Source organism: Vibrio sp. R10-SG3-ISO10, from assembly GCF_059834185.1.
Genome location: NZ_JCBDHG010000021.1, coordinates 45,238 through 62,503 on the forward strand (window position 1 = coordinate 45,238; position 17,266 = coordinate 62,503).

The 17,266-nt window shown below is 41.3% G+C and carries 21 protein-coding genes; 18 read left to right on the forward strand and 3 right to left on the reverse strand.

Annotated features, from left to right (window positions below):
- Positions 1-6 precede the first annotated feature (6 nt).
- Both AC6R16_RS13385 and rmf read left to right on the forward strand, forming a co-directional pair.
- Positions 7-1,674 (forward strand): DUF3466 family protein, encoded by a 1,668-nt coding sequence (locus AC6R16_RS13385; protein ID WP_500674680.1) that lies wholly within the window; start codon positions 7-9, stop codon positions 1,672-1,674.
- A gap of 204 nt (positions 1,675-1,878) precedes the next feature.
- Positions 1,879-2,052, forward strand: coding sequence for a ribosome modulation factor (gene rmf, locus AC6R16_RS13390; protein WP_004414030.1), 174 nt, complete (start codon positions 1,879-1,881; stop codon positions 2,050-2,052).
- A gap of 133 nt (positions 2,053-2,185) precedes the next feature.
- On the opposite strand, the gene fabA is transcribed toward rmf, so the two are convergent.
- Both fabA and AC6R16_RS13400 read right to left on the reverse strand, forming a co-directional pair.
- Complete coding sequence (fabA, locus tag AC6R16_RS13395; protein ID WP_004743352.1) at positions 2,186-2,704, reverse strand: bifunctional 3-hydroxydecanoyl-ACP dehydratase/trans-2-decenoyl-ACP isomerase; 519 nt, start codon at positions 2,702-2,704, stop codon at positions 2,186-2,188.
- A 91-nt stretch (positions 2,705-2,795) separates the two neighbouring features.
- Complete coding sequence (locus AC6R16_RS13400) at positions 2,796-4,442, reverse strand: AAA family ATPase (RefSeq protein WP_500674681.1); 1,647 nt, start codon at positions 4,440-4,442, stop codon at positions 2,796-2,798.
- Between the two features lie 171 nt (positions 4,443-4,613).
- On the opposite strand from AC6R16_RS13400, the gene matP reads away from it, so the two are divergent.
- The 16 genes from matP (at position 4,614) to AC6R16_RS13480 (ending at position 16,532) form a co-directional block, all read left to right on the forward strand.
- Positions 4,614-5,060 (forward strand): macrodomain Ter protein MatP, encoded by a 447-nt coding sequence (gene matP, locus AC6R16_RS13405; RefSeq protein ID WP_500674682.1) that lies wholly within the window; start codon positions 4,614-4,616, stop codon positions 5,058-5,060.
- 12 nt (positions 5,061-5,072) lie between these two features.
- The gene (locus tag AC6R16_RS13410; RefSeq protein ID WP_500674683.1) at positions 5,073-5,384 is read left to right on the forward strand and encodes a DUF3634 family protein; all 312 of its coding nucleotides are present in this window, start codon (positions 5,073-5,075) and stop codon (positions 5,382-5,384) included.
- 101 nt (positions 5,385-5,485) lie between these two features.
- Complete coding sequence (locus AC6R16_RS13415; RefSeq protein WP_500674684.1) at positions 5,486-5,794, forward strand: hypothetical protein; 309 nt, start codon at positions 5,486-5,488, stop codon at positions 5,792-5,794.
- 35 nt (positions 5,795-5,829) lie between these two features.
- Positions 5,830-7,056: an HDOD domain-containing protein gene (locus AC6R16_RS13420; protein WP_500674685.1), complete on the forward strand. Its 1,227-nt coding sequence runs from the start codon at positions 5,830-5,832 to the stop codon at positions 7,054-7,056.
- Positions 7,057-7,263: 207 nt separating this feature from the next.
- Positions 7,264-7,890 carry a LysE family translocator gene (locus AC6R16_RS13425; protein ID WP_500674686.1) on the forward strand — a complete coding sequence of 209 codons (627 nt, stop codon included), beginning with the start codon at positions 7,264-7,266 and terminating at the stop codon, positions 7,888-7,890.
- Between the two features lie 13 nt (positions 7,891-7,903).
- Positions 7,904-8,542: an alanyl-tRNA editing protein gene (locus tag AC6R16_RS13430; protein WP_500674687.1), complete on the forward strand. Its 639-nt coding sequence runs from the start codon at positions 7,904-7,906 to the stop codon at positions 8,540-8,542.
- A 192-nt stretch (positions 8,543-8,734) separates the two neighbouring features.
- Positions 8,735-9,430 (forward strand): class I SAM-dependent DNA methyltransferase, encoded by a 696-nt coding sequence (locus tag AC6R16_RS13435; RefSeq protein ID WP_500674688.1) that lies wholly within the window; start codon positions 8,735-8,737, stop codon positions 9,428-9,430.
- Between the two features lie 57 nt (positions 9,431-9,487).
- On the forward strand, positions 9,488-10,423 hold the full coding sequence (locus AC6R16_RS13440; RefSeq protein WP_500674689.1) for a DUF1848 domain-containing protein: 936 nt from the start codon (positions 9,488-9,490) through the stop codon (positions 10,421-10,423).
- A gap of 137 nt (positions 10,424-10,560) precedes the next feature.
- Positions 10,561-10,971, forward strand: coding sequence for a hypothetical protein (locus AC6R16_RS13445; RefSeq protein WP_500674690.1), 411 nt, complete (start codon positions 10,561-10,563; stop codon positions 10,969-10,971).
- Positions 10,968-11,138, forward strand: coding sequence for a hypothetical protein (locus AC6R16_RS13450; protein WP_500674698.1), 171 nt, complete (start codon positions 10,968-10,970; stop codon positions 11,136-11,138). Before AC6R16_RS13445 ends, AC6R16_RS13450 begins: the two co-directional genes overlap by 4 nt.
- Before the next feature lie 348 nt (positions 11,139-11,486).
- A complete protein-coding gene (locus AC6R16_RS13455; RefSeq protein WP_500674691.1) occupies positions 11,487-12,512 on the forward strand; it encodes a hypothetical protein in 1,026 nt (341 codons plus the stop codon).
- 71 nt (positions 12,513-12,583) lie between these two features.
- Entirely contained in the window at positions 12,584-13,105 is a 522-nt protein-coding gene (locus AC6R16_RS13460; RefSeq protein ID WP_500674692.1) for a hypothetical protein, read from the forward strand.
- 148 nt (positions 13,106-13,253) lie between these two features.
- The gene (locus AC6R16_RS13465) at positions 13,254-14,120 is read left to right on the forward strand and encodes a hypothetical protein (RefSeq protein ID WP_500674693.1); all 867 of its coding nucleotides are present in this window, start codon (positions 13,254-13,256) and stop codon (positions 14,118-14,120) included.
- 133 nt (positions 14,121-14,253) lie between these two features.
- Positions 14,254-15,327, forward strand: coding sequence for a hypothetical protein (locus AC6R16_RS13470; RefSeq protein WP_500674694.1), 1,074 nt, complete (start codon positions 14,254-14,256; stop codon positions 15,325-15,327).
- 119 nt (positions 15,328-15,446) lie between these two features.
- Positions 15,447-15,899 carry a PH domain-containing protein gene (locus AC6R16_RS13475; protein ID WP_500674695.1) on the forward strand — a complete coding sequence of 151 codons (453 nt, stop codon included), beginning with the start codon at positions 15,447-15,449 and terminating at the stop codon, positions 15,897-15,899.
- 84 nt (positions 15,900-15,983) lie between these two features.
- Positions 15,984-16,532 (forward strand): hypothetical protein, encoded by a 549-nt coding sequence (locus AC6R16_RS13480; protein ID WP_500674696.1) that lies wholly within the window; start codon positions 15,984-15,986, stop codon positions 16,530-16,532.
- Positions 16,533-16,894: 362 nt separating this feature from the next.
- On the opposite strand, the gene AC6R16_RS13485 is transcribed toward AC6R16_RS13480, so the two are convergent.
- Positions 16,895-17,266: DUF4225 domain-containing protein (locus AC6R16_RS13485; RefSeq protein ID WP_500674697.1), on the reverse strand; the 372-nt coding region annotated here is incomplete at its 5' end.

Consider the following 17,266-nt stretch of genomic DNA (forward strand, 5'->3'; position numbering starts at 1 on the left):
CAACTAATGAGTAGTAAGATTTTTAAAATTTCAGCGGTAGCGGCAACGGTTGCTGCTTCATTCGCAGCCAATGCGGCTCTGTATAATGTGTATTTGGATGAAACCAGCGGTATCAGCCCTGACACTAGCCGCCTGATTTATGGTTCTACGATTTCACCAGAAACGACGGTTTGTTGGAGTAACTCATGTGATGCCGACACTTCAGTTATGGTGACTGAAGTTAAGTATTATCGTGAAGGTTTTAGCTATAGAGATGAAGCTCCATTCTTTCTTCCGTTTGGTTGGGACTATCTGGATGACAACCATAGCGGATTTAAGGATTATTGTCGTAACTATCTAGGTTATGCAGATACCCTTTGTGAAAATTGGGCCACAGCACAGTATACAAACGGTTATGCTAGAGAGCAGGGGGGTAATTATGATAGCTCGATTGCTTACTTAGATGCTAACCGAGATGGTACTGCAACAGCGGTCAAAGCAGAAAACACAGTTGTTAACTCAATTAATTTCTCCGGAGGGGGCCCAGCAGTTGAGCCGGTCGGTAATGCGCGCAATGGTGGTACAAACAGAAACATTGGATTTGTAGGCTCTGATAGTGCGACTTATACAATCGGTGATGCTAATTTCTTGTCATCTCATGCGTGGGTAAGTAAGACCTTGGCTACTAATGCAGGGAATCGGACATTTACTGTAGGAAGCGTTACACGTAATAATGTAGACACAGGCAACACTAAAACTTTCACTTCAAAGCCGACTGTTTGGCTGGATGTAGGTTCGACCAGAACAGAAATTAACTGGGAAGGAGCTAAATCCGAAGATGGTAATTCTAAAGCGCAGGGTAGTGCCAGGGATATTATCTTAGACTCAAGCGATAATAACAACGTTTATGCTGTCGGTTACACGTCAGACGGAAGTGTTAGGTTGAAAGCGGCGGTATTTAAATCTACAGACAGTGGTTCAACTTGGAAAGATTTCAGTAATGGTAGTAAGTTGGTCTCAGGTTTCCCATATGCTACAGAAGAATATGCAAACCAGACTTTACAAGCTGTAAACAACAACAAGATCGCCATTGGTACTGCAAAGCTAAGACGTGCACTTAATGGTGCTTACGCAAACACTTTGTTCTATGTAGATAACCTAGACTCTCCAACGTATAAAGAGTTTAGCGGTTCGATCTTCTTCACTGGTGCAAATGGCTTAGCTGGCAACATTAACAATTATAATGACGTGGTAGGTACTATAGATTATGAACAGCACTCTGAAACAAACGGCAAACCACGTGCACAAAGAGCCTTTATTGCCAACTTGGGTACAGTAACGGGTTCTGCACCGATCGGTGGCCAAGCACGCTATTTAGATGATCTAACTTATGGATCGGGTGCTTCTACCAACAACAACCAGTTCCGTATTATCCAGGCTGCGGATATTAACGATGCAGGTGTGATTGCAGCAACCGCTTATTATTGTTCAGCGGGCTTTGATAGTGAAGCGATAGATGCCAAATGTGCTGCAGGAGCATCGTTGGTAGGTGTTAAACTCGTGCCAATTAACGGACAAACGGCGGCGGATATCTCTGCACGACCAGTTACTCAAACAACGGTAGAACGCCAAGGTGGCACGTTGGGATTTCTGGCTTTAGGTCTACTTGGATTGCTAGGGTTCCGTAGAAAATAGGTTAAATTGTAAACAAGGGCACAGGTTCACAGTTTTGAATCTGTGCCTTTTTTTTAGCTTGAATTCACCGTTCTTTTGATCGAATCTTAATTGGGAAGCCATAAAAGCTTCACATTAATCGGTTATCAGGATCTTACAAAGATCGCTGTTGGCAGGTTAAGAAAGTAGTACGTTAAGAAACATTTTATGTATGAGGACGACACTATGAAGAGACAAAAGCGTGACCGCTTAGAGCGAGCTCAATCTCAAGGATATAAAGCAGGCCTGAATGGTCGCTCTATGGAGGCATGTCCATACCAGCAGATGGATGCTCGATCTTATTGGCTTGGTGGTTGGCGCGATGCCAGAGAAGATAAACACTCTGGTCTCTACAAATAACACTCATTCCACATACAACAAAGGAACTTAGCCCCGAAAGGGGCTTTTAAGTCGCCTTATAATGCACTATAACTAAATATTTTGATTGTAAAAAAGCGACTCAAGTGAGTCGCTTTCGGAAAAAACAGTATGCTTAGAATGCAGATGTGTCTTGGAAAAGACCAACTTTAAGATCTTTCGCTACGTAAATTTCTTTACCGTCAACAAGAACACGACCGTCCGCAAGACCCATAACTAGCTTGCGGTTAACTACGCGTTTCATGTGGATTTCGTACGTTACTTTTTTCGCTGTAGGTAGGATTTGACCTGTGAACTTCACTTCGCCAACACCTAGAGCACGACCTTTACCTTTGCCGCCAACCCAGCCAAGGAAGAAGCCCACTAGCTGCCACATTGCGTCAAGACCAAGACAGCCAGGCATTACTGGGTCGCCAGGGAAGTGGCAGTCAAAGAACCATAGATCTGGAGTAATATCTAGCTCAGCTAGAATCAGACCCTTACCGAAATCACCTTCAGTCTCAGACATCTTAGTGACGCGATCCATCATCAGCATATTTGGCGCAGGTAGTTGAGGGTAACCAGGACCAAATAATTCGCCTTGGCTAGACGCTAGAAGATCTTCACGGTTATAAGAATCACGTTTGTTTTGCATTATCAATTACTCCGATTTTTGATAGCAGCATGTTAGTGAACACGTGTACGCTAAACAACTCCGATCAGTCGATTTATGAGCGAAATTTTGTTCAAACGAACCAGTTTTTGATGCGCTCCACAATTCCTTGCGGGTGCTCGTGTCTTTCAAAGTTTTCAATACGTTGCGCTATTTTACTAATAACGCTTTCTTCGTCTTCACCGCGGAAAGGCTTACCCATAATGATAGGAATTGCCTCGTCCACAGTCGATACAGACCAGATATGGAATTCGTCTTTCTTAATGCTCTCAACCACGTCTTTGTTAAGCGATAAATGCTTAAGATTCGACTTAGGTAACACAACACCTTGCTCGCCGGTTAAACCTTGATGTTTACATACGTGGTAAAAGCCTTCAATCTTTTCATTTAAACCGCCAACGGCTTGCACGCGACCAAACTGGTCAACTGCACCCGTCACAGCAATCTGCTGATTGATAGGGTACTCGGAGAGTGCTGAAACGAAGGAGCACAGCTCTGCTAACGTTGCGCTATCACCATCGACTTCACTATAAGATTGTTCAAATACGACGGAAGCCGAGTATGGTAGAGGTTCGTCAAGTTGCAATGCACTGCTGACGAACGCTTGCATGATCATCATGCCTTTAGCATGAAGATTTCCGCCTAACTCAGCTTTGCGCTCAACGTCAGAGATGTCGCCGTCACCAAAGTGGATAACACATGAGATTCGTGCAGGCTCACCATAAGACATCGGGTGACCTGGTACATCAATAACAGTAAGGCCGTTTACTTGGCCAATACATTCACCTTGCGTCTCGATGATGACCTGCCCGTCGGTAATATCCGACAGTGCGCGTTCAGGAAGATAGGCTTCGCGATGGTATTTAGCATCTAGGGCTTGCTCAAGATCTTGCTCAGAAAGCACCTTGTTATTCGATGTCAGTAACGCTTCTTGAAAAAGAGAAAGATACCAAAGAACCTCGATCGGCATGTAGTTTTGATCTTCGGTGTAACGTGCTCCGGCATTCATTAAGCGGTGTATAGCGCCAAATGAAAGAGTGGGCAGATCATATTTTTTAATAAGCCACGCAAGAAACCCCAGATAATGTTCGATAGTCTGACTGTTTACCGCGAACTCATCTTCAATCTCAGTAAACATAGCGAGTCCGGTATAGAGTTCAGGTTCTAAGTACTCAAAGTCAGCAATTTGGTGACGATCACCAACCAAGACGATTTTTATGTCATAAGTTTTAGCTGGTGGACAGGTAGCGATCTTTTGTGGATTGGCGTTTATCGGGCTAACGGCTTGACCTAATAGAACGGACTTTAGAGTTTGCCAACTTGCAGGGTTAGCTAGCAACAATGTCGCGGGAATCACCAGATAGCCACCATCTGCTTGCTCTAGTAGACCATTGCTAGAAGTGACAATGTCACCCTTGTCGTCGCAAGTGTATGAGCCCAATAGCGTCGCAATGTTCAAAGACTCAGTGGTAGCGACAGGCTTTTGACCAATAAACTTTTTCAGTCCATCTTTAATAAGATCGCGGTAGAACGAGTTGTCAGTGGAATTAATGATAAGTAAGCGGCTAAAGCCCTTGATAGCACTTAACGTTTCCAACGATCGCTTAAGTCGTGGTTGAATATCGAAGAAATCAACGTTATCCAGTTCGTCGAATCGTTGGATCTGGGCGTCAAATTGTGAATATTGTGGTGTGACAGCGTGCCAGCTTTCTTGGTTCATTAAATCAATTCATATACTTAAAATGGATGAAAATTATATAGAAAAACCCCATCGGGAGATATAGATAATTTTATCTGATGATCTTGATCGCTTTTCGATTACAATGGGGATTGTAACTTTTATCACTTAGGGTTACGCTGTCACCTAGAACGTTAACGGAATGGCTTTGCAATGAAATATCAACAGCTTGAAAACTTAGAGTGTGGTTGGAAGTGGAATTACTTGATCAATAAATGGAAGGCGGGAGAAGATATCACTCGTCATATTGATACGAGTGAGGCAGATGCTGCAGTCAACGAGCTTCGCCAATTAGAACACGAACCGACGAAAGTTCTTGAGTGGATTGAGAACCACATGTCGCCAGAGCTTGATAACAAGCTTAAGCAGGCCATTCGTGCGAAACGTAAACGTCATTTTAACGCAGAGCAAATTCATACCAAGAAAAAGTCGATAGACTTAGATTATCGCGTTTGGGAAAAGTTATCCCACAGAGCGAATGAGCTTGGATGTACTTTGTCAGATGCTATCGAATATTTGCTGTCCGAAGCGTCTCGCAGTGAAAAAGCAAGTAAAGCCGTAAGCAGTTTAAAGGAAGATTTGACCAAGTTACTCGACTAACAAGGAGAGTTTATGCTGTATGTTATTCTTATCGCGTCTATCGTGATTTTTTGGTTAGTGGCGGTTGATAGGCCAGTTCTAAAAGTAACGTTCTCTGACGGTAAAATTACTCGGGAAAAAGGGCATTTTCCCCCTAGCTTTAAACACAATGTGATTGAGATTGCTGAACGTACGCCTTTTAGTGGTGAGTTAAAAGTATATCAACAGCGCACTGGCACCAAGCTCGTTATGTCGAAGCAGGTACCAAAGAAGGTGCAACAACGAATCCGCAATGTGTTCCCGCATCAAGGTTTTCGTAGCAAAGGTAAGAAGCATACTGGCTGATACACTTATCAGTTTCCACCGTCCATAATCTCTCCCCAAAATCAGCTATCTCTAAGTTCAAAGTAACACGCGATTTGCTACTTTGAGCTCAGAGGTAACCTATGAAATCTATCAATATCTTTCTTTTGTTTCTATTGACTTTGCCAGCATTCGCTGACGATTCCGAGTCAAACTCATTAGCGAAAAAACTAAAAGTCATAATTCAAAAGCAAATCAGTAATAAAGGTCTGAATGGTTATTGCGATTTGTTTATCGAGATGACCCATCAAGATTCAGTAGCTATAGTTAAAAGAGTCTCGTCAACAGGCGACTATCAGCTGTGTAAATCGAGTAAGAAATCGCTCCGTATAGGTGAAAGCTTTACCTATGTTGTTCCAGAGAAGTACATTCGGTTACACATCGAGAATTAGTTTGTAATTAATGGATGACTCTAAGTTATTGAAGCATGCATAGCTCACTGACCACTAACAAGAAATATAATGAGGAAGCGAACGCTTTAGCTCAGAAGATCACCCACATGACGAGAGAACGTCATGCCAAGTGGTTAGTGAGCCTAAAGTACATTCTCGACCAATCGGATGTCGATAGCACATTGAGTCGGCAGACCGAGTTCTGTGATAGCGTTATATTAAAAGAAGAAGAGCGCATTACGCATAATCAGCGTTTACTGCTTGAGTGTGAAAAAGAAAAAGTTCAAGAGCGAAGGCAAGCGGTAGAAGACCGACAAAAGGTCCTTGTTTCAGTGGTGTCTGATATTGCAGAGCACGCACAAAGTTATATTTGTGAAAAGCTTGAAGAGATGTCTGTTCTTCAACTGTTCGGGCGATTTCCTGATTTTTCGTATTTCTCTAGTATTGCATACTCGCCATCTTTAACTTTCAGTAAGCTCGCTGTACTGACAACCAACGACAATCAACTAAAATCGAACGTCATAGATCTGGTTAACAACCCAAAGTTCTGCAAACGTATTGGTCGTTCTCCGCGAAGTATTCAAGACCCCAAAATTGCGATAGGTTCGATTGGAATAGACAATTGTGGGCTTTTACTTCCGATCTTAATGGTAAAGCCTATTCTCAAATGGCACGACCCAGTGACCAAGAACATTGCTCCCAAATTGTGGCAACATATGGTTTTAACAGCAAACGTGACTCGTATTAGACTAGAACAATCGGGGTTAAAATGCCCGCAACATGGTATTTTACTTGGTGTGCTAAGAACCATGAGTCATTTTGCTATAGTTAACCACTTCAGTTTACTATTCGAAGATGCACAAGTAGCAAAGATGCAGTGGTATCGGGAAAATAACTTGCGTGAAGAATATTATGCATGTGGCGAAGTTCACCCAGATTTAAGTGTTTTGCCTCCCATCATTCATAACCTTGAGGCGGTTCTTACCAGAAAAGTAATAGAAGCTATAGAATGGACTCCATTTACAGTACCAATCCGAAATGCGCTTGAAGAGGATCTTGATAATTTACCTGTTATCGAAAGAAGCGATGCTGGGGTCGCATTAGCGCAAGCACAAGCATATGCAATGTTCGATACATTGGATCGAAGTAACGCCTTTATTGAAAAACATAAACCTTTTTGGTTTGCTAACGTACAGATGCCGCCTGACGCATTGCAAATTATTAGAGAATTGAACCCTGGCCGCATAGGTTTATCAAAATAATACAGCCCTCATAGTGCACTATAACTAAATGAATGTGATAAATACATACATATTAGGCCAGTTATTAGATGAAACTCAGGAGTTAGTCCTTTTAGAATGGTGATTACAAGCTAAGATACAGTGTCACATTTGTTGGCGGGTTTGCGAGAAATGGCTATTCATGTAAGGATAAGCTCTGCTTAAAAAATGTTCGACAAAGGAGTGTCCATGTTTCCCGCTGAAGTGTTTGTGTCTTATACATTAGCCTGCGCATTATTAGTCATCTCTCCGGGCCCTGACAATCTACTGGCTATCGGTCGAGGTTTAAGCCAAGGTCGCTGGGCTGCTATTGTTTCTGGTATGTCTTCGGGAACCGGTATCTTGTTTCATGTGCTAGCCGCCACCTTCGGTTTGACGTTACTCATTCAAACTTCAGAACTCGCTTTTTATGCCGTCAAAATAGTGGGGGCGGGTTATCTGATTTGGCTCGGAATTAAAGTGTTACGCTCTCGTAGTCTGTTTTCTCTTGAGCCCGCAAAGAAACTGCCGCTTTCAAAGATATTTCTTACCGGCTTTTTGTCGGCTGCACTGAATCCAAAACCGGGCCTGTTTGTGCTTGCGTTCGTCCCCCAGTTTGTTAATCCAACCTTAGGGTCAGTGACAGTTCAAATGATGGGGTACGGCGCTTGGTTTGCACTCCTTACTGCGTTAGGTTTTAGCCTTATGGGCGTTTTCTCTTCTCAGCTTGCAGATTGGCTTCGCAATAAACCTAGAATGGTCTCTGGCTTAAATATTGGAGCAGGGGTGACATTCATTGCTTCTGGTCTAACGGTTGCGTTTATGAAACAACGCTAAAGAGCGAGTACAGATGACAAACAAAGTTTTTTGGCAGGATCCTTATTTAACCAAGCTTACTTCTCGGGTGAGTTCGGTCGAAGCCAATCAAGTACAGCTAGCCGACACGATAATTTATGCTGAATCTGGTGGCCAAGAAAGTGATTTTGCAACCATAGATGGTATTGAGGTGATTAAAGCTGAAAAGCACGCTAAAGATATTGTCTATACGCTGGCTTCCGCTCCCAAATTTTATTCCGGCGATCTGGTCAATAGTCAGATTGATTGGCCAAGACGATACGCTCTAATGAAGTTGCACTTTGCCGCGGAAGTGGTACTTGAGGTGTTCACACAATCTTACCCAAGCATAACCAAAATCGGCGCTCATATTGGTCAGAGTAAGAGCCGTATTGATTTTCTTTGGCACGAAAGCCTAAACACATTGTTGCCTGATGTGTTTGTGAAATCCCAAGCTTTAATCGACACCGGGCTACCGATAGTCAGTGGTTTTGAGGATGTTGAAAGCGAGAGGCGCTATTGGCAAGTAGAAGGATTTGCAAAAGTCCCATGTGGGGGGACACATTTGAAACGAACCTCTGAAGTAGGGCAAATACGCCTCAAACGTAAGAATGTAGGAAAGGGTAAAGAAAGAGTGGAAATTACACTGGTATAGCGCGTTTATATTAAGGGGCGCTTTGCCAGTGAGATGAGTTTCTAATTACTCATAAAATCATCTAAAACCTTTTCTCAGCTGTATCGTAGGCTTGTGCATTCTGAGACAATTTGAGTTTCATACAAAGGTGTTATCGATTCCTTATTTAGTGTCGATAAGCCTAGTTGTTAACTTGCTATGTCGGAGTAAATCATGTCTGAGATGTATACCAAGTACGCTCTCAAATACAGCGAAGTGGTAAAGGGCAATATCTACAATGCACTTCTTGAAAGGCCATCCACACTTGCATTGCTAGGGGATGTGAAAGGCAAAGCTGTGGTGGATATGGGATGTGGTTCTGGAATTTACGCCCAATGGTTTCTAGAGCATGGAGTCTCAAACCTAACATGTGTGGATCTTTCTGCTAAAATGATAGACCTTGTTAAGTCTGAATACAGTGATCGCCTAGAAGCCTATGTGCAAGACCTATCAAAAGGGCTACCCAATGAAGAGAGCAACAGTGCAGATATCATCGTTTGTCCTTTAGTTCTGCATTACATCGAAGATTTGAGTGTGGTGTTTAACGATGTTTATCGCGTTCTTAAACCTGGTGGTTACATAGTATTCTCGACTCACCATCCATTTGCGGATTTTGAATGCACAACAAGCGGCAATTACTTTGAACGTGAGCGAGTGACTGAAGATTGGAATACGGTTGGAGATCCTGTAGAAGTGAGTTTTTATCGTCGCTCTTTGACTGAAATAAGTGATGCTGTCACTGATTCTGGATTGGTTATTTCAAGGATTTCAGAGGGCGAAGTTGATGAGCGTGCGAAAGCGATCTCTGAAGAGGTCTACCAACACCTTAAGCGTAATCCGAACTTTATTTTCTTTAGATGCGAAAAGTAGCCGCTCAGTACTTATCCTTTAATAAGGGGTTAGTGAAAGTTTAGGTGGTCATCTGCAATGATTATAAGCGCTAGTAGAAGGACGGACATTCCTGCTTTTTATCATCGCTGGTTCATGAATCGCATTCGTGAGGGGTTTCTACTGACTCGAAACCCCTTTAACGCAAGTCAGGTAAAGCGTGTATCTCTTGAACCTCAAGATGTAGACGCACTGGTGTTCTGGACGAGAAATGCCGAGCCGCTAATCAAACACCTGCCGAAACTTTCCGAGTTTAACTATTACTTTCAATATACCATTACAGGTTATCCCAAAGCGCTTGAAAGACATTTACCCAACACTTATCAATCGATAGAAACTTTTGTTCGTTTAAGCGACATTATCGGGTCATCGAAGATAATCTGGCGTTACGATCCAATACTTGTCTCTAATTTAATACCACTTAGTGAGCACAAAAGAAAATTCCACAAAATAGCGAGCCAGTTAGCGGGAAAAACACATAAAGTGGTGATAAGTTTCGTTGATTTGTATTCGAAGACTGAACGCGGATTAAAGTCGGTATCCAATCTAACTTATTGCGATTTAACCGAAAACCAAGGCGAACTTATCGACTTGTGCAGGTTTATGGTAGAGGTTTGTCAGCAATATAAACTAGCCATTGAAACCTGTGCTGAGGGTATAGTTCTAACGGATATCGGTATTAAACCTGGAAAATGCATTGATGATGAGCTGATCAAGCATGTATTTGGTATCGATACTGGGCATAGAAAAGACCCAAACCAAAGAATCGAATGCGGCTGTGTGAAAAGTGTCGATATTGGTAGTTACAACACATGCTTACACGGCTGCAAATACTGTTACGCAACGTATAGTGAAACGTCTGTACAGAAGAACCGTTTAAAGCACGATCCGAATAGTCCATTTTTGCTCGGTGGCACAGAAGACATCGATAAACACTTACTAAGTAAACCCATAATCCAGCGAGAGCTTTTCTAGCAGTGGTTGATTAAGAAGTGGTAAGTAGGTGGAGTAGATTAACACGTTGATCAAACTGGGCATTGCAACTTTGGGTTTACAGACTGGACGTCATTTAAAGATGGTCCACATATCGAACTTAATCGCCAGGTGTACCCATGATTGGTGCGATAGTCAGTTTGTTTAATGGCGGACTCGCGACTTATAGGCAGTACAACCGCAACAAAGCCGAAGCACTGAAGCGCAAAGACGAGCTCGACCAAGAGAAACATCAGGCGAGGGTACGCAGGCTACAAAAAGGTGAAGAGCAGGCCAGTAGTCTCGATGAAGTCAGCATCAAAGAGCGCGGCTTCAAAGATGAATTTATCCTACTTGTGGTGTTTATCCCGCTCATTCTTTCCTTTATCCCTGATTACGCGCCGTATGTCGAACAAGGCTTCGAGGCGCTGCAGAATATTCCTGAGCCGTATTGGTATGTCGTCGGTGCGATCGTCATCGATACCCTTGGCATGCGCGCGATGGTTCGCTACCTGTTGGAGTTCTTCTCAGGAAAATTCAGGGGGCAATGATGGAACTACTCGAAGCGATGCTCATTGCTCTAATCACTGGCGTGGTCTCAAGTGCGGGCACCATTGCAGCGCTCAAAACCGATATCAATTGGATAAAAAAAGTGCAGCAAGATCAGGAACAACGAATACGCAAACTGGAGGACTCTCATGGCGAAACGATGTTGTAAATGCAAAGGCCGAAAGCAAAACGGCCAACTCAGGAAAGGGTATACGCTCAGAGGTGGCAGAGTAGTGAAAGCCTCCTCGACACGAAAGCGACGAAAGACACGACGTAGACGTTAAACAAAACCGCTCATTTGAGCGGTTTTACTTTTCTCATGTTTAAATATTGATTGAAGGCATATTATACAGAATTAATATGCACTTTAACGCACTGATCGATTGCTCTGATTTTAAGCTACTGATAAATTGACGGAAAACTGGGTCTGCTTTGGTAACGTTGGCCATAAGTCAGAATTGTTCTATGACTAAGTAAAGAATCTTTCTGTCTAGTAGCGGTTAAGTAATAAGAGGTTATGGTGGATATATATTTAGATTTTAATGTTTATCTCTCTATTTTAAAAAAAGAGATCAATAACGAAGTGGATTATACATATCTCTTAGCAAAATTACGTGATTTACGGAGGCGCCGCAAAGATATAAGTTTCCCATACTCACCAGCACATATGGAAGAGATTGCCGTTAATCTTAGTAAAGAGTGTGATACAAAAGCACTAGTTACGAAAAGGCTAGAAACAATTAAATTTTACAGTAAGTCTTATGAATATTTACCTGGGTTACCTTCTAGTGAGGAGATACGGAAGTCGCTCAGCATATTACCTCTAACACCAGATTTAGCCCAAACACGACAGCAGTTAGAAGCTTTATTACAGGCGTATATAGATGGCTCTATTATTGAACAAAATGCGACAATAAAAACAATCGAAAGTCCGTTTGATTGTTTTTCTAGAGTTATCACTGACCTAAAGGCAACAGATTTTGCACACAACAATGACGTATTTCACCTTGGTCGTAGAAACAAAAAATCACTAACTGTGAATTTTGAAACCATCCAGAAAGATAGTTCTGGCATTGAAAGTTTCGAAAGCTACCAAAAAAAACATAAGTTGGGGCCTAGACGCCTATCTTCGGTTGAACCATCCTTGCTGTTTAATTTGGGTAATGTACAAACTGCGTTACATGAACATCTAAAAAATAACGATATAGATAACCTTCATACTGGTAGTGATTTGTTGTGCAACCATCATATGTTAGAGGAAACAATAACCTTAATTCTAAATTTCTTAGAGAAAATAGGATACAACCAAGAAGAAAACAATAGCATTGTTAAACTTCGCTCAAGAATGCACGATGTGACTCATGCGATATACGGCTCTCAGGCTGACTATTTTGTAACGAATGATCGTAGGTTTCGAATGAAACTAGATGCAACATATAAATATTTAGATATACCTTGCAGCGTCATTAGTCCTGATGATTTTGTATCAAATATGTTTGAGCGGCGAGGAACAATTATACTTAACAGGGCATTAGACTACTAATTGCATATTTAAATTAACCCGCAGCTAGATTGGCTGTATGTATAAACAGTATTTTATTGTGGAAGCTATGCATGAATGAAGAGAAGACTACGAAGCAAGTTGTTGTTTATAAAGAGTACATTTCAAATGTTCTGACTTTGATTCTTATCATTGTGACGGTGGTTATTGGGTGGCTTAACATAGAGTCTCAAAAAGAGATGTACAGGCTACAGAGCACGATATACAAGGCCAAGTTTATACCTAGCGAAGTTAGTCCTCCACTATTGCTCACGGGGGAGGAGTCTGTGAGCATTGGAATTGCAAACTATGGATATGTATCTGGACGTTATGAAATAGAAATAACTTCAAATGAGTTTTATTTTGATTTTAAGAATAAAAAGAACAAGTCACGTATAAAACTAGCATATATATTGGCTCAAAGTGATGAAGACTATTTCGAAGTTAAGGTAAACCTACCTAAAGACGTGGTGAAAAGTAATTATGCGAAATTTAAGGTTTCCTATTCTTCTAGCGAAGGATTGAATAGGCAGAAATTATTCTGCTACAGGCTCAATGTAAAAGATCAGTACGAACAGATTAGTTGTAATAGTTAGGCTAACAAGCTGTTTAAGAGTGATTTTCCCACGCTTGGTATTTTGGGTTTGGGTCTAGTTTAGTGTTTACGCTGATATACGTAAACATTGCATTGCTCACCACATAATCGGGCGTTAGGTTTTCGCTATCAAAAAGGAGTTCGGAAGAATGGGAATGGTATTCTGTCTAGATTGTAGTTTTTCATTTGAATTAACAGACCAAAATTTTAATGATTATTTTAGTAATAGAAAAGTTTGCTGCCCTAAATGTCATAAAGAAGCAAGTGCTTGGAAGCTTGTCAAAGCCGCATTAGACAAAGACTGGTTCTTTGATGGTATTTTTTCATTTATAGGAGCGCAACGTTCTATCCTGAACGTTAATATCTTCGAAAACCAAGCTATCGAATTAAAGTTTGAAAATCATGGTATTCCTAAAGGAGCCCAAATACTGTACTTAAACTATACGCCACAAGGTGGAGGATTATTTGCTTTCGAAATGCATGGAAACACACCTCATAGAACAATACCTCAAGAGCAAGTCACTTTGTATCCAACTAGGCTACCAGGTGAAGCATCGAGTACCCAGCCTGGGCTACTTAGTGTATTTATTTCGTGGGTTATGGTTGGAGACGAATCGGAACGATCATATGTGTCATTAATCCAAGCTCTTGAAGATAGCCATGCGAAAGATTATGGTTCTGCTGTAATTGCAGCGAATACCGCTATGGAGCTTGAAGTTATGCGTTATGTTGAGGAGCAAATATCGGCAGTTACTTCAAAAAACAACACAAAGGAATTTATGAAGCTTTCAACATATATCCCATCGCTTAAAACATTGCTTCCTTTGATAACTCGCTTAAAAGGCATGCCTGATTTACCAGAAGAAGTTCGGTTAGCATTAATCGAACTTGCGAGTAAACGTAATCAGATAGCTCATACAGGTACAACGAACCAAGCTCTAAATGCTAAAGAAATGTCACGTATGCTTTGTAGTGTAATATTTGGTGTAAGGTATATGAAACTGATACAAACCTAAAAAGCATTTTAGAGTGATTCCCAACGCTCAACATTTTTCATTCCATCGTTGGGTTTTGTGTTTGCGGTGGTATGGTTAAGTTTAGTGGTCGCGTTATTCACTACTTAACGCGGCGTTAGGCGAAGAGGGTATTATGAAGTTAAGCAACGGAAACTTGGTTGACGCAACAGGTAAAACGACATTTGTTAGTCTCGAAGCGTTTGAGTCAGAAGTTTGCGACTCAGAAGTATGTCTTTTATGTACTAAGGTATTGGGGTCAGGCAACCACAACAAGGAACATGTAATACCAAATTGGATTCTTAAAAAATTTAACCTACACAATGAAACTGTCAATTTACCAAATGGCACAAAATTCAAATATGGGCAGTATGTGATTCCTTGCTGTATAGAGTGCAATAGTTTATTGAGTGAAGAGCTAGAGGTTCCTTTGAGTAAAGCTTTCTCTGGTGGCTTTGATGGCGTTATGGAATATCTTAAACGTGATGGCTATTTGAAAGTGTATCTATGGCTAGCTCTAATTTTTGTTAAAACACATATCAAAGATCAATCATTACGGATGTATTTAAACAAGAACTTAGAAGATAAATCTATAGCAGAAGGTGTTGGATACGAGTGGGAAGCTTTCCATCATATATATTGTTTGAGCCGTGTGCCATACACGAAATCTAACCTTGACTCCAACTGTATAGGTTCTTTGTTTTTTATCGAAATAGATAACGTCGATAACGAGATAGATTTTGATTATATGGATGTATCCTTTGCGAGTACGTCAGGAATAATCGTCAATAACGTAGGCGTTATTGCCGTCTTTGGTGATGCCGGTGCCGTCGAAAGTCAGCTACGATATTCGCTCTTACCAAAGTTAGGTCAAACTGTCGCAAGTACGCAATTTCGTGAACTGGTGGCAGAGTTTGCTTGTTGCAATTTACACTTAAAGAATCCACCTAACCATTCAACTATCTCTTATGAATCAGGAATCCATCCTCCAAAAATGATATGTAAGTTGAATGGTTTAAAACCTGACTTTGAGCCATATAAACAAGATGTCTTTGGTAATATAATGGACATGTTGCTGGGTGATCTTCTTGATGGGAAAGTCGCCATGGACAATTTTAGGGAAAGGCTAAAAAAAGGAGAAGTCTCAATACTTTTTGACAGTTCAGGTGAGTTGATTTCACCTAACAAATTGCTTAAGAGTGATTCGTAACGCTTGGCATTTTTCATTTCACCGTCGGGTTTTGTTATGGTTAGGTGCTGTAGCTGCGTAGCTCACACCTTAACAGGGAGTTATCTTGTTTAGTCAGCATAGGTGACAAAATAAAAAAGATGGAAAAAATATCTACAGCTAAAGGTTGGCGAAGTTTTGAAGCTGTTTTTGAAATTGGCGCTCAACTTGCTGGTATCTATTTAGTGTATACAGCATTGAATTGGACTGGTCAGCACATGTTTGGGACTGATTTCAGGCAAGATACCTTACTAAGTTTGCTACTTCTTCCAGCTATCTACATTCTCAGAGATCTACTTATAATATTCGAACCATTTTTTGTTGTTGTCGAGAAGTCTGAAAGTAAAGTATCAGTTCGTAGTGGTATAACTCCTAGAGTTGTCGATACTCTTGAGCTAAAAAGTGTCGACAATATTGAAGTTGTAAAAACACCAATCGGCTATCTTCTCAACTATGGAACAATTAGGCTTTATGGTCGTGGTGGTTCAGTTGAAATGCCTTTTGTTTACGATGCTGAAAGTATCAGTAAGACAATTAATATTGGTGAAAAGTAACAAAATAACAATCGTTTAAGCATGAATGCCAACCCGCGACATTTTGGTCCGAGTTGACATGGGCGTTAGGTTTATAGGACGAATATGAGTACTCAATCAGAACTAACTACTTATTACTACAGACTAATTATTTCGTACTCGGATTTTAAGCATGTTGCGCAGTGTGCTTTGCAGTTGCAACAATATAGTGACGACTATAACCCTGTTACTGCTACGATTGAGGAAGCACTTTATAGTTCTATGCTTGTTTCATTAGCACGTCCTTTCAATTCATCGGGCTCTTCGAATCGCGGGAAGGTTAATCGATTAGAAAAAAAAGTGTTGTCGATCTTAGACTCATCCGAAAGAGAGCTGTTTGATTACGCTCTATTGTGCAGAAATAAATATATTGCACATAGCGATGCTGAGTACATAAAGCCAGCACCATTAGTTGTGGAAGGACGTAATATGAATATGGTTATTCCACAAACAACTGACTCTTTAGCTCCATTAAAACAGGAGTACATTGTAAAAATTGGGGAAATTGCAGAAAAGCTGAGATCGTTTTGTGCGGAAGAAAGGCGTCGAATTGAAGATGATATAATTCATGAGTTCCCACGATTGTCTATCGAAGAGTTCGATGTAGAAAAATAAACATAATCAGATTGTTTTTGGTATGTTCAGATTAGTACAAGGGTTCACCTTGATGTGACTCTTTACTGTTCCATAGAGTCCGATAAATCAGCGACTCTTTGGAATACAGAAAGAGAGAAGGAATACTATCACTAGACTTGAGAACTGGACTATAACGTTACTGCTATAGTCGGGTATGATGGCAGATAAAAAAGAAAGAGAAGACCCATCTTTGAATATCACCAAGTACTGTCCGGCTAGAATAGCGAGGACAAAGATAAATAACGCTTTGGCCAATGTGTGCGACCAGCGAAGCTTGGAGACACGGTAGAGCGTGGCTAACGTTAATGCTGAGACAACGAAAAACAATACAGTTTCGACAATCATTTATTTAACTCACTGTGTAAAGCATCTAAAGTGACCACATCCGCACCGGCTTCAGTGAGCAGTGCAGGGCGGCTAGCCGCTTGGTAACCTCTTAAGTAATCTTCAGAAGAGTAGCTGAACAATTTAAACCTTTTGGCATGGGGCAATTGATTCCAAGACTCTACCGGTTTAAGGGTTGTCGAACGCGAAACCAATCCACCGACGGATAAACTCAAGTCAACACCGTAGTAAGCCATATCGCCGTAAGACTTATCATACCCAAGCTTTTCTGCAGCACCACGGTAACCTTGACGCACTAATCCAACATGATCGGTGTTACCGTCGATGAAGTAGCGACCGTTTTCATACACATTATTGGCACCGTGTGC

Coding starts and splice junctions, on each gene's coding strand:
- AC6R16_RS13470 (WP_500674694.1), top strand. CDS start 14,254: ATGAAGTTAAGCAACGGAAACTTGGTTGACGCAACAGGTAAAACGACA.
- AC6R16_RS13440 (WP_500674689.1), top strand. CDS start 9,488: ATGATTATAAGCGCTAGTAGAAGGACGGACATTCCTGCTTTTTATCAT.
- AC6R16_RS13475 (WP_500674695.1), top strand. CDS start 15,447: ATGGAAAAAATATCTACAGCTAAAGGTTGGCGAAGTTTTGAAGCTGTT.
- AC6R16_RS13460 (WP_500674692.1), top strand. CDS start 12,584: ATGAATGAAGAGAAGACTACGAAGCAAGTTGTTGTTTATAAAGAGTAC.
- AC6R16_RS13415 (WP_500674684.1), top strand. CDS start 5,486: ATGAAATCTATCAATATCTTTCTTTTGTTTCTATTGACTTTGCCAGCA.
- matP (WP_500674682.1), top strand. CDS start 4,614: ATGAAATATCAACAGCTTGAAAACTTAGAGTGTGGTTGGAAGTGGAAT.
- AC6R16_RS13420 (WP_500674685.1), top strand. CDS start 5,830: ATGCATAGCTCACTGACCACTAACAAGAAATATAATGAGGAAGCGAAC.
- AC6R16_RS13430 (WP_500674687.1), top strand. CDS start 7,904: ATGACAAACAAAGTTTTTTGGCAGGATCCTTATTTAACCAAGCTTACT.
- AC6R16_RS13450 (WP_500674698.1), top strand. CDS start 10,968: ATGATGGAACTACTCGAAGCGATGCTCATTGCTCTAATCACTGGCGTG.
- AC6R16_RS13465 (WP_500674693.1), top strand. CDS start 13,254: ATGGGAATGGTATTCTGTCTAGATTGTAGTTTTTCATTTGAATTAACA.
- AC6R16_RS13385 (WP_500674680.1), top strand. CDS start 7: ATGAGTAGTAAGATTTTTAAAATTTCAGCGGTAGCGGCAACGGTTGCT.
- AC6R16_RS13455 (WP_500674691.1), top strand. CDS start 11,487: ATGGTGGATATATATTTAGATTTTAATGTTTATCTCTCTATTTTAAAA.
- AC6R16_RS13435 (WP_500674688.1), top strand. CDS start 8,735: ATGTCTGAGATGTATACCAAGTACGCTCTCAAATACAGCGAAGTGGTA.
- rmf (WP_004414030.1), top strand. CDS start 1,879: ATGAAGAGACAAAAGCGTGACCGCTTAGAGCGAGCTCAATCTCAAGGA.
- AC6R16_RS13400 (WP_500674681.1), bottom strand. CDS start 4,442: ATGAACCAAGAAAGCTGGCACGCTGTCACACCACAATATTCACAATTT.
- AC6R16_RS13410 (WP_500674683.1), top strand. CDS start 5,073: ATGCTGTATGTTATTCTTATCGCGTCTATCGTGATTTTTTGGTTAGTG.
- AC6R16_RS13480 (WP_500674696.1), top strand. CDS start 15,984: ATGAGTACTCAATCAGAACTAACTACTTATTACTACAGACTAATTATT.
- AC6R16_RS13425 (WP_500674686.1), top strand. CDS start 7,264: ATGTTTCCCGCTGAAGTGTTTGTGTCTTATACATTAGCCTGCGCATTA.
- fabA (WP_004743352.1), bottom strand. CDS start 2,704: ATGCAAAACAAACGTGATTCTTATAACCGTGAAGATCTTCTAGCGTCT.
- AC6R16_RS13445 (WP_500674690.1), top strand. CDS start 10,561: ATGATTGGTGCGATAGTCAGTTTGTTTAATGGCGGACTCGCGACTTAT.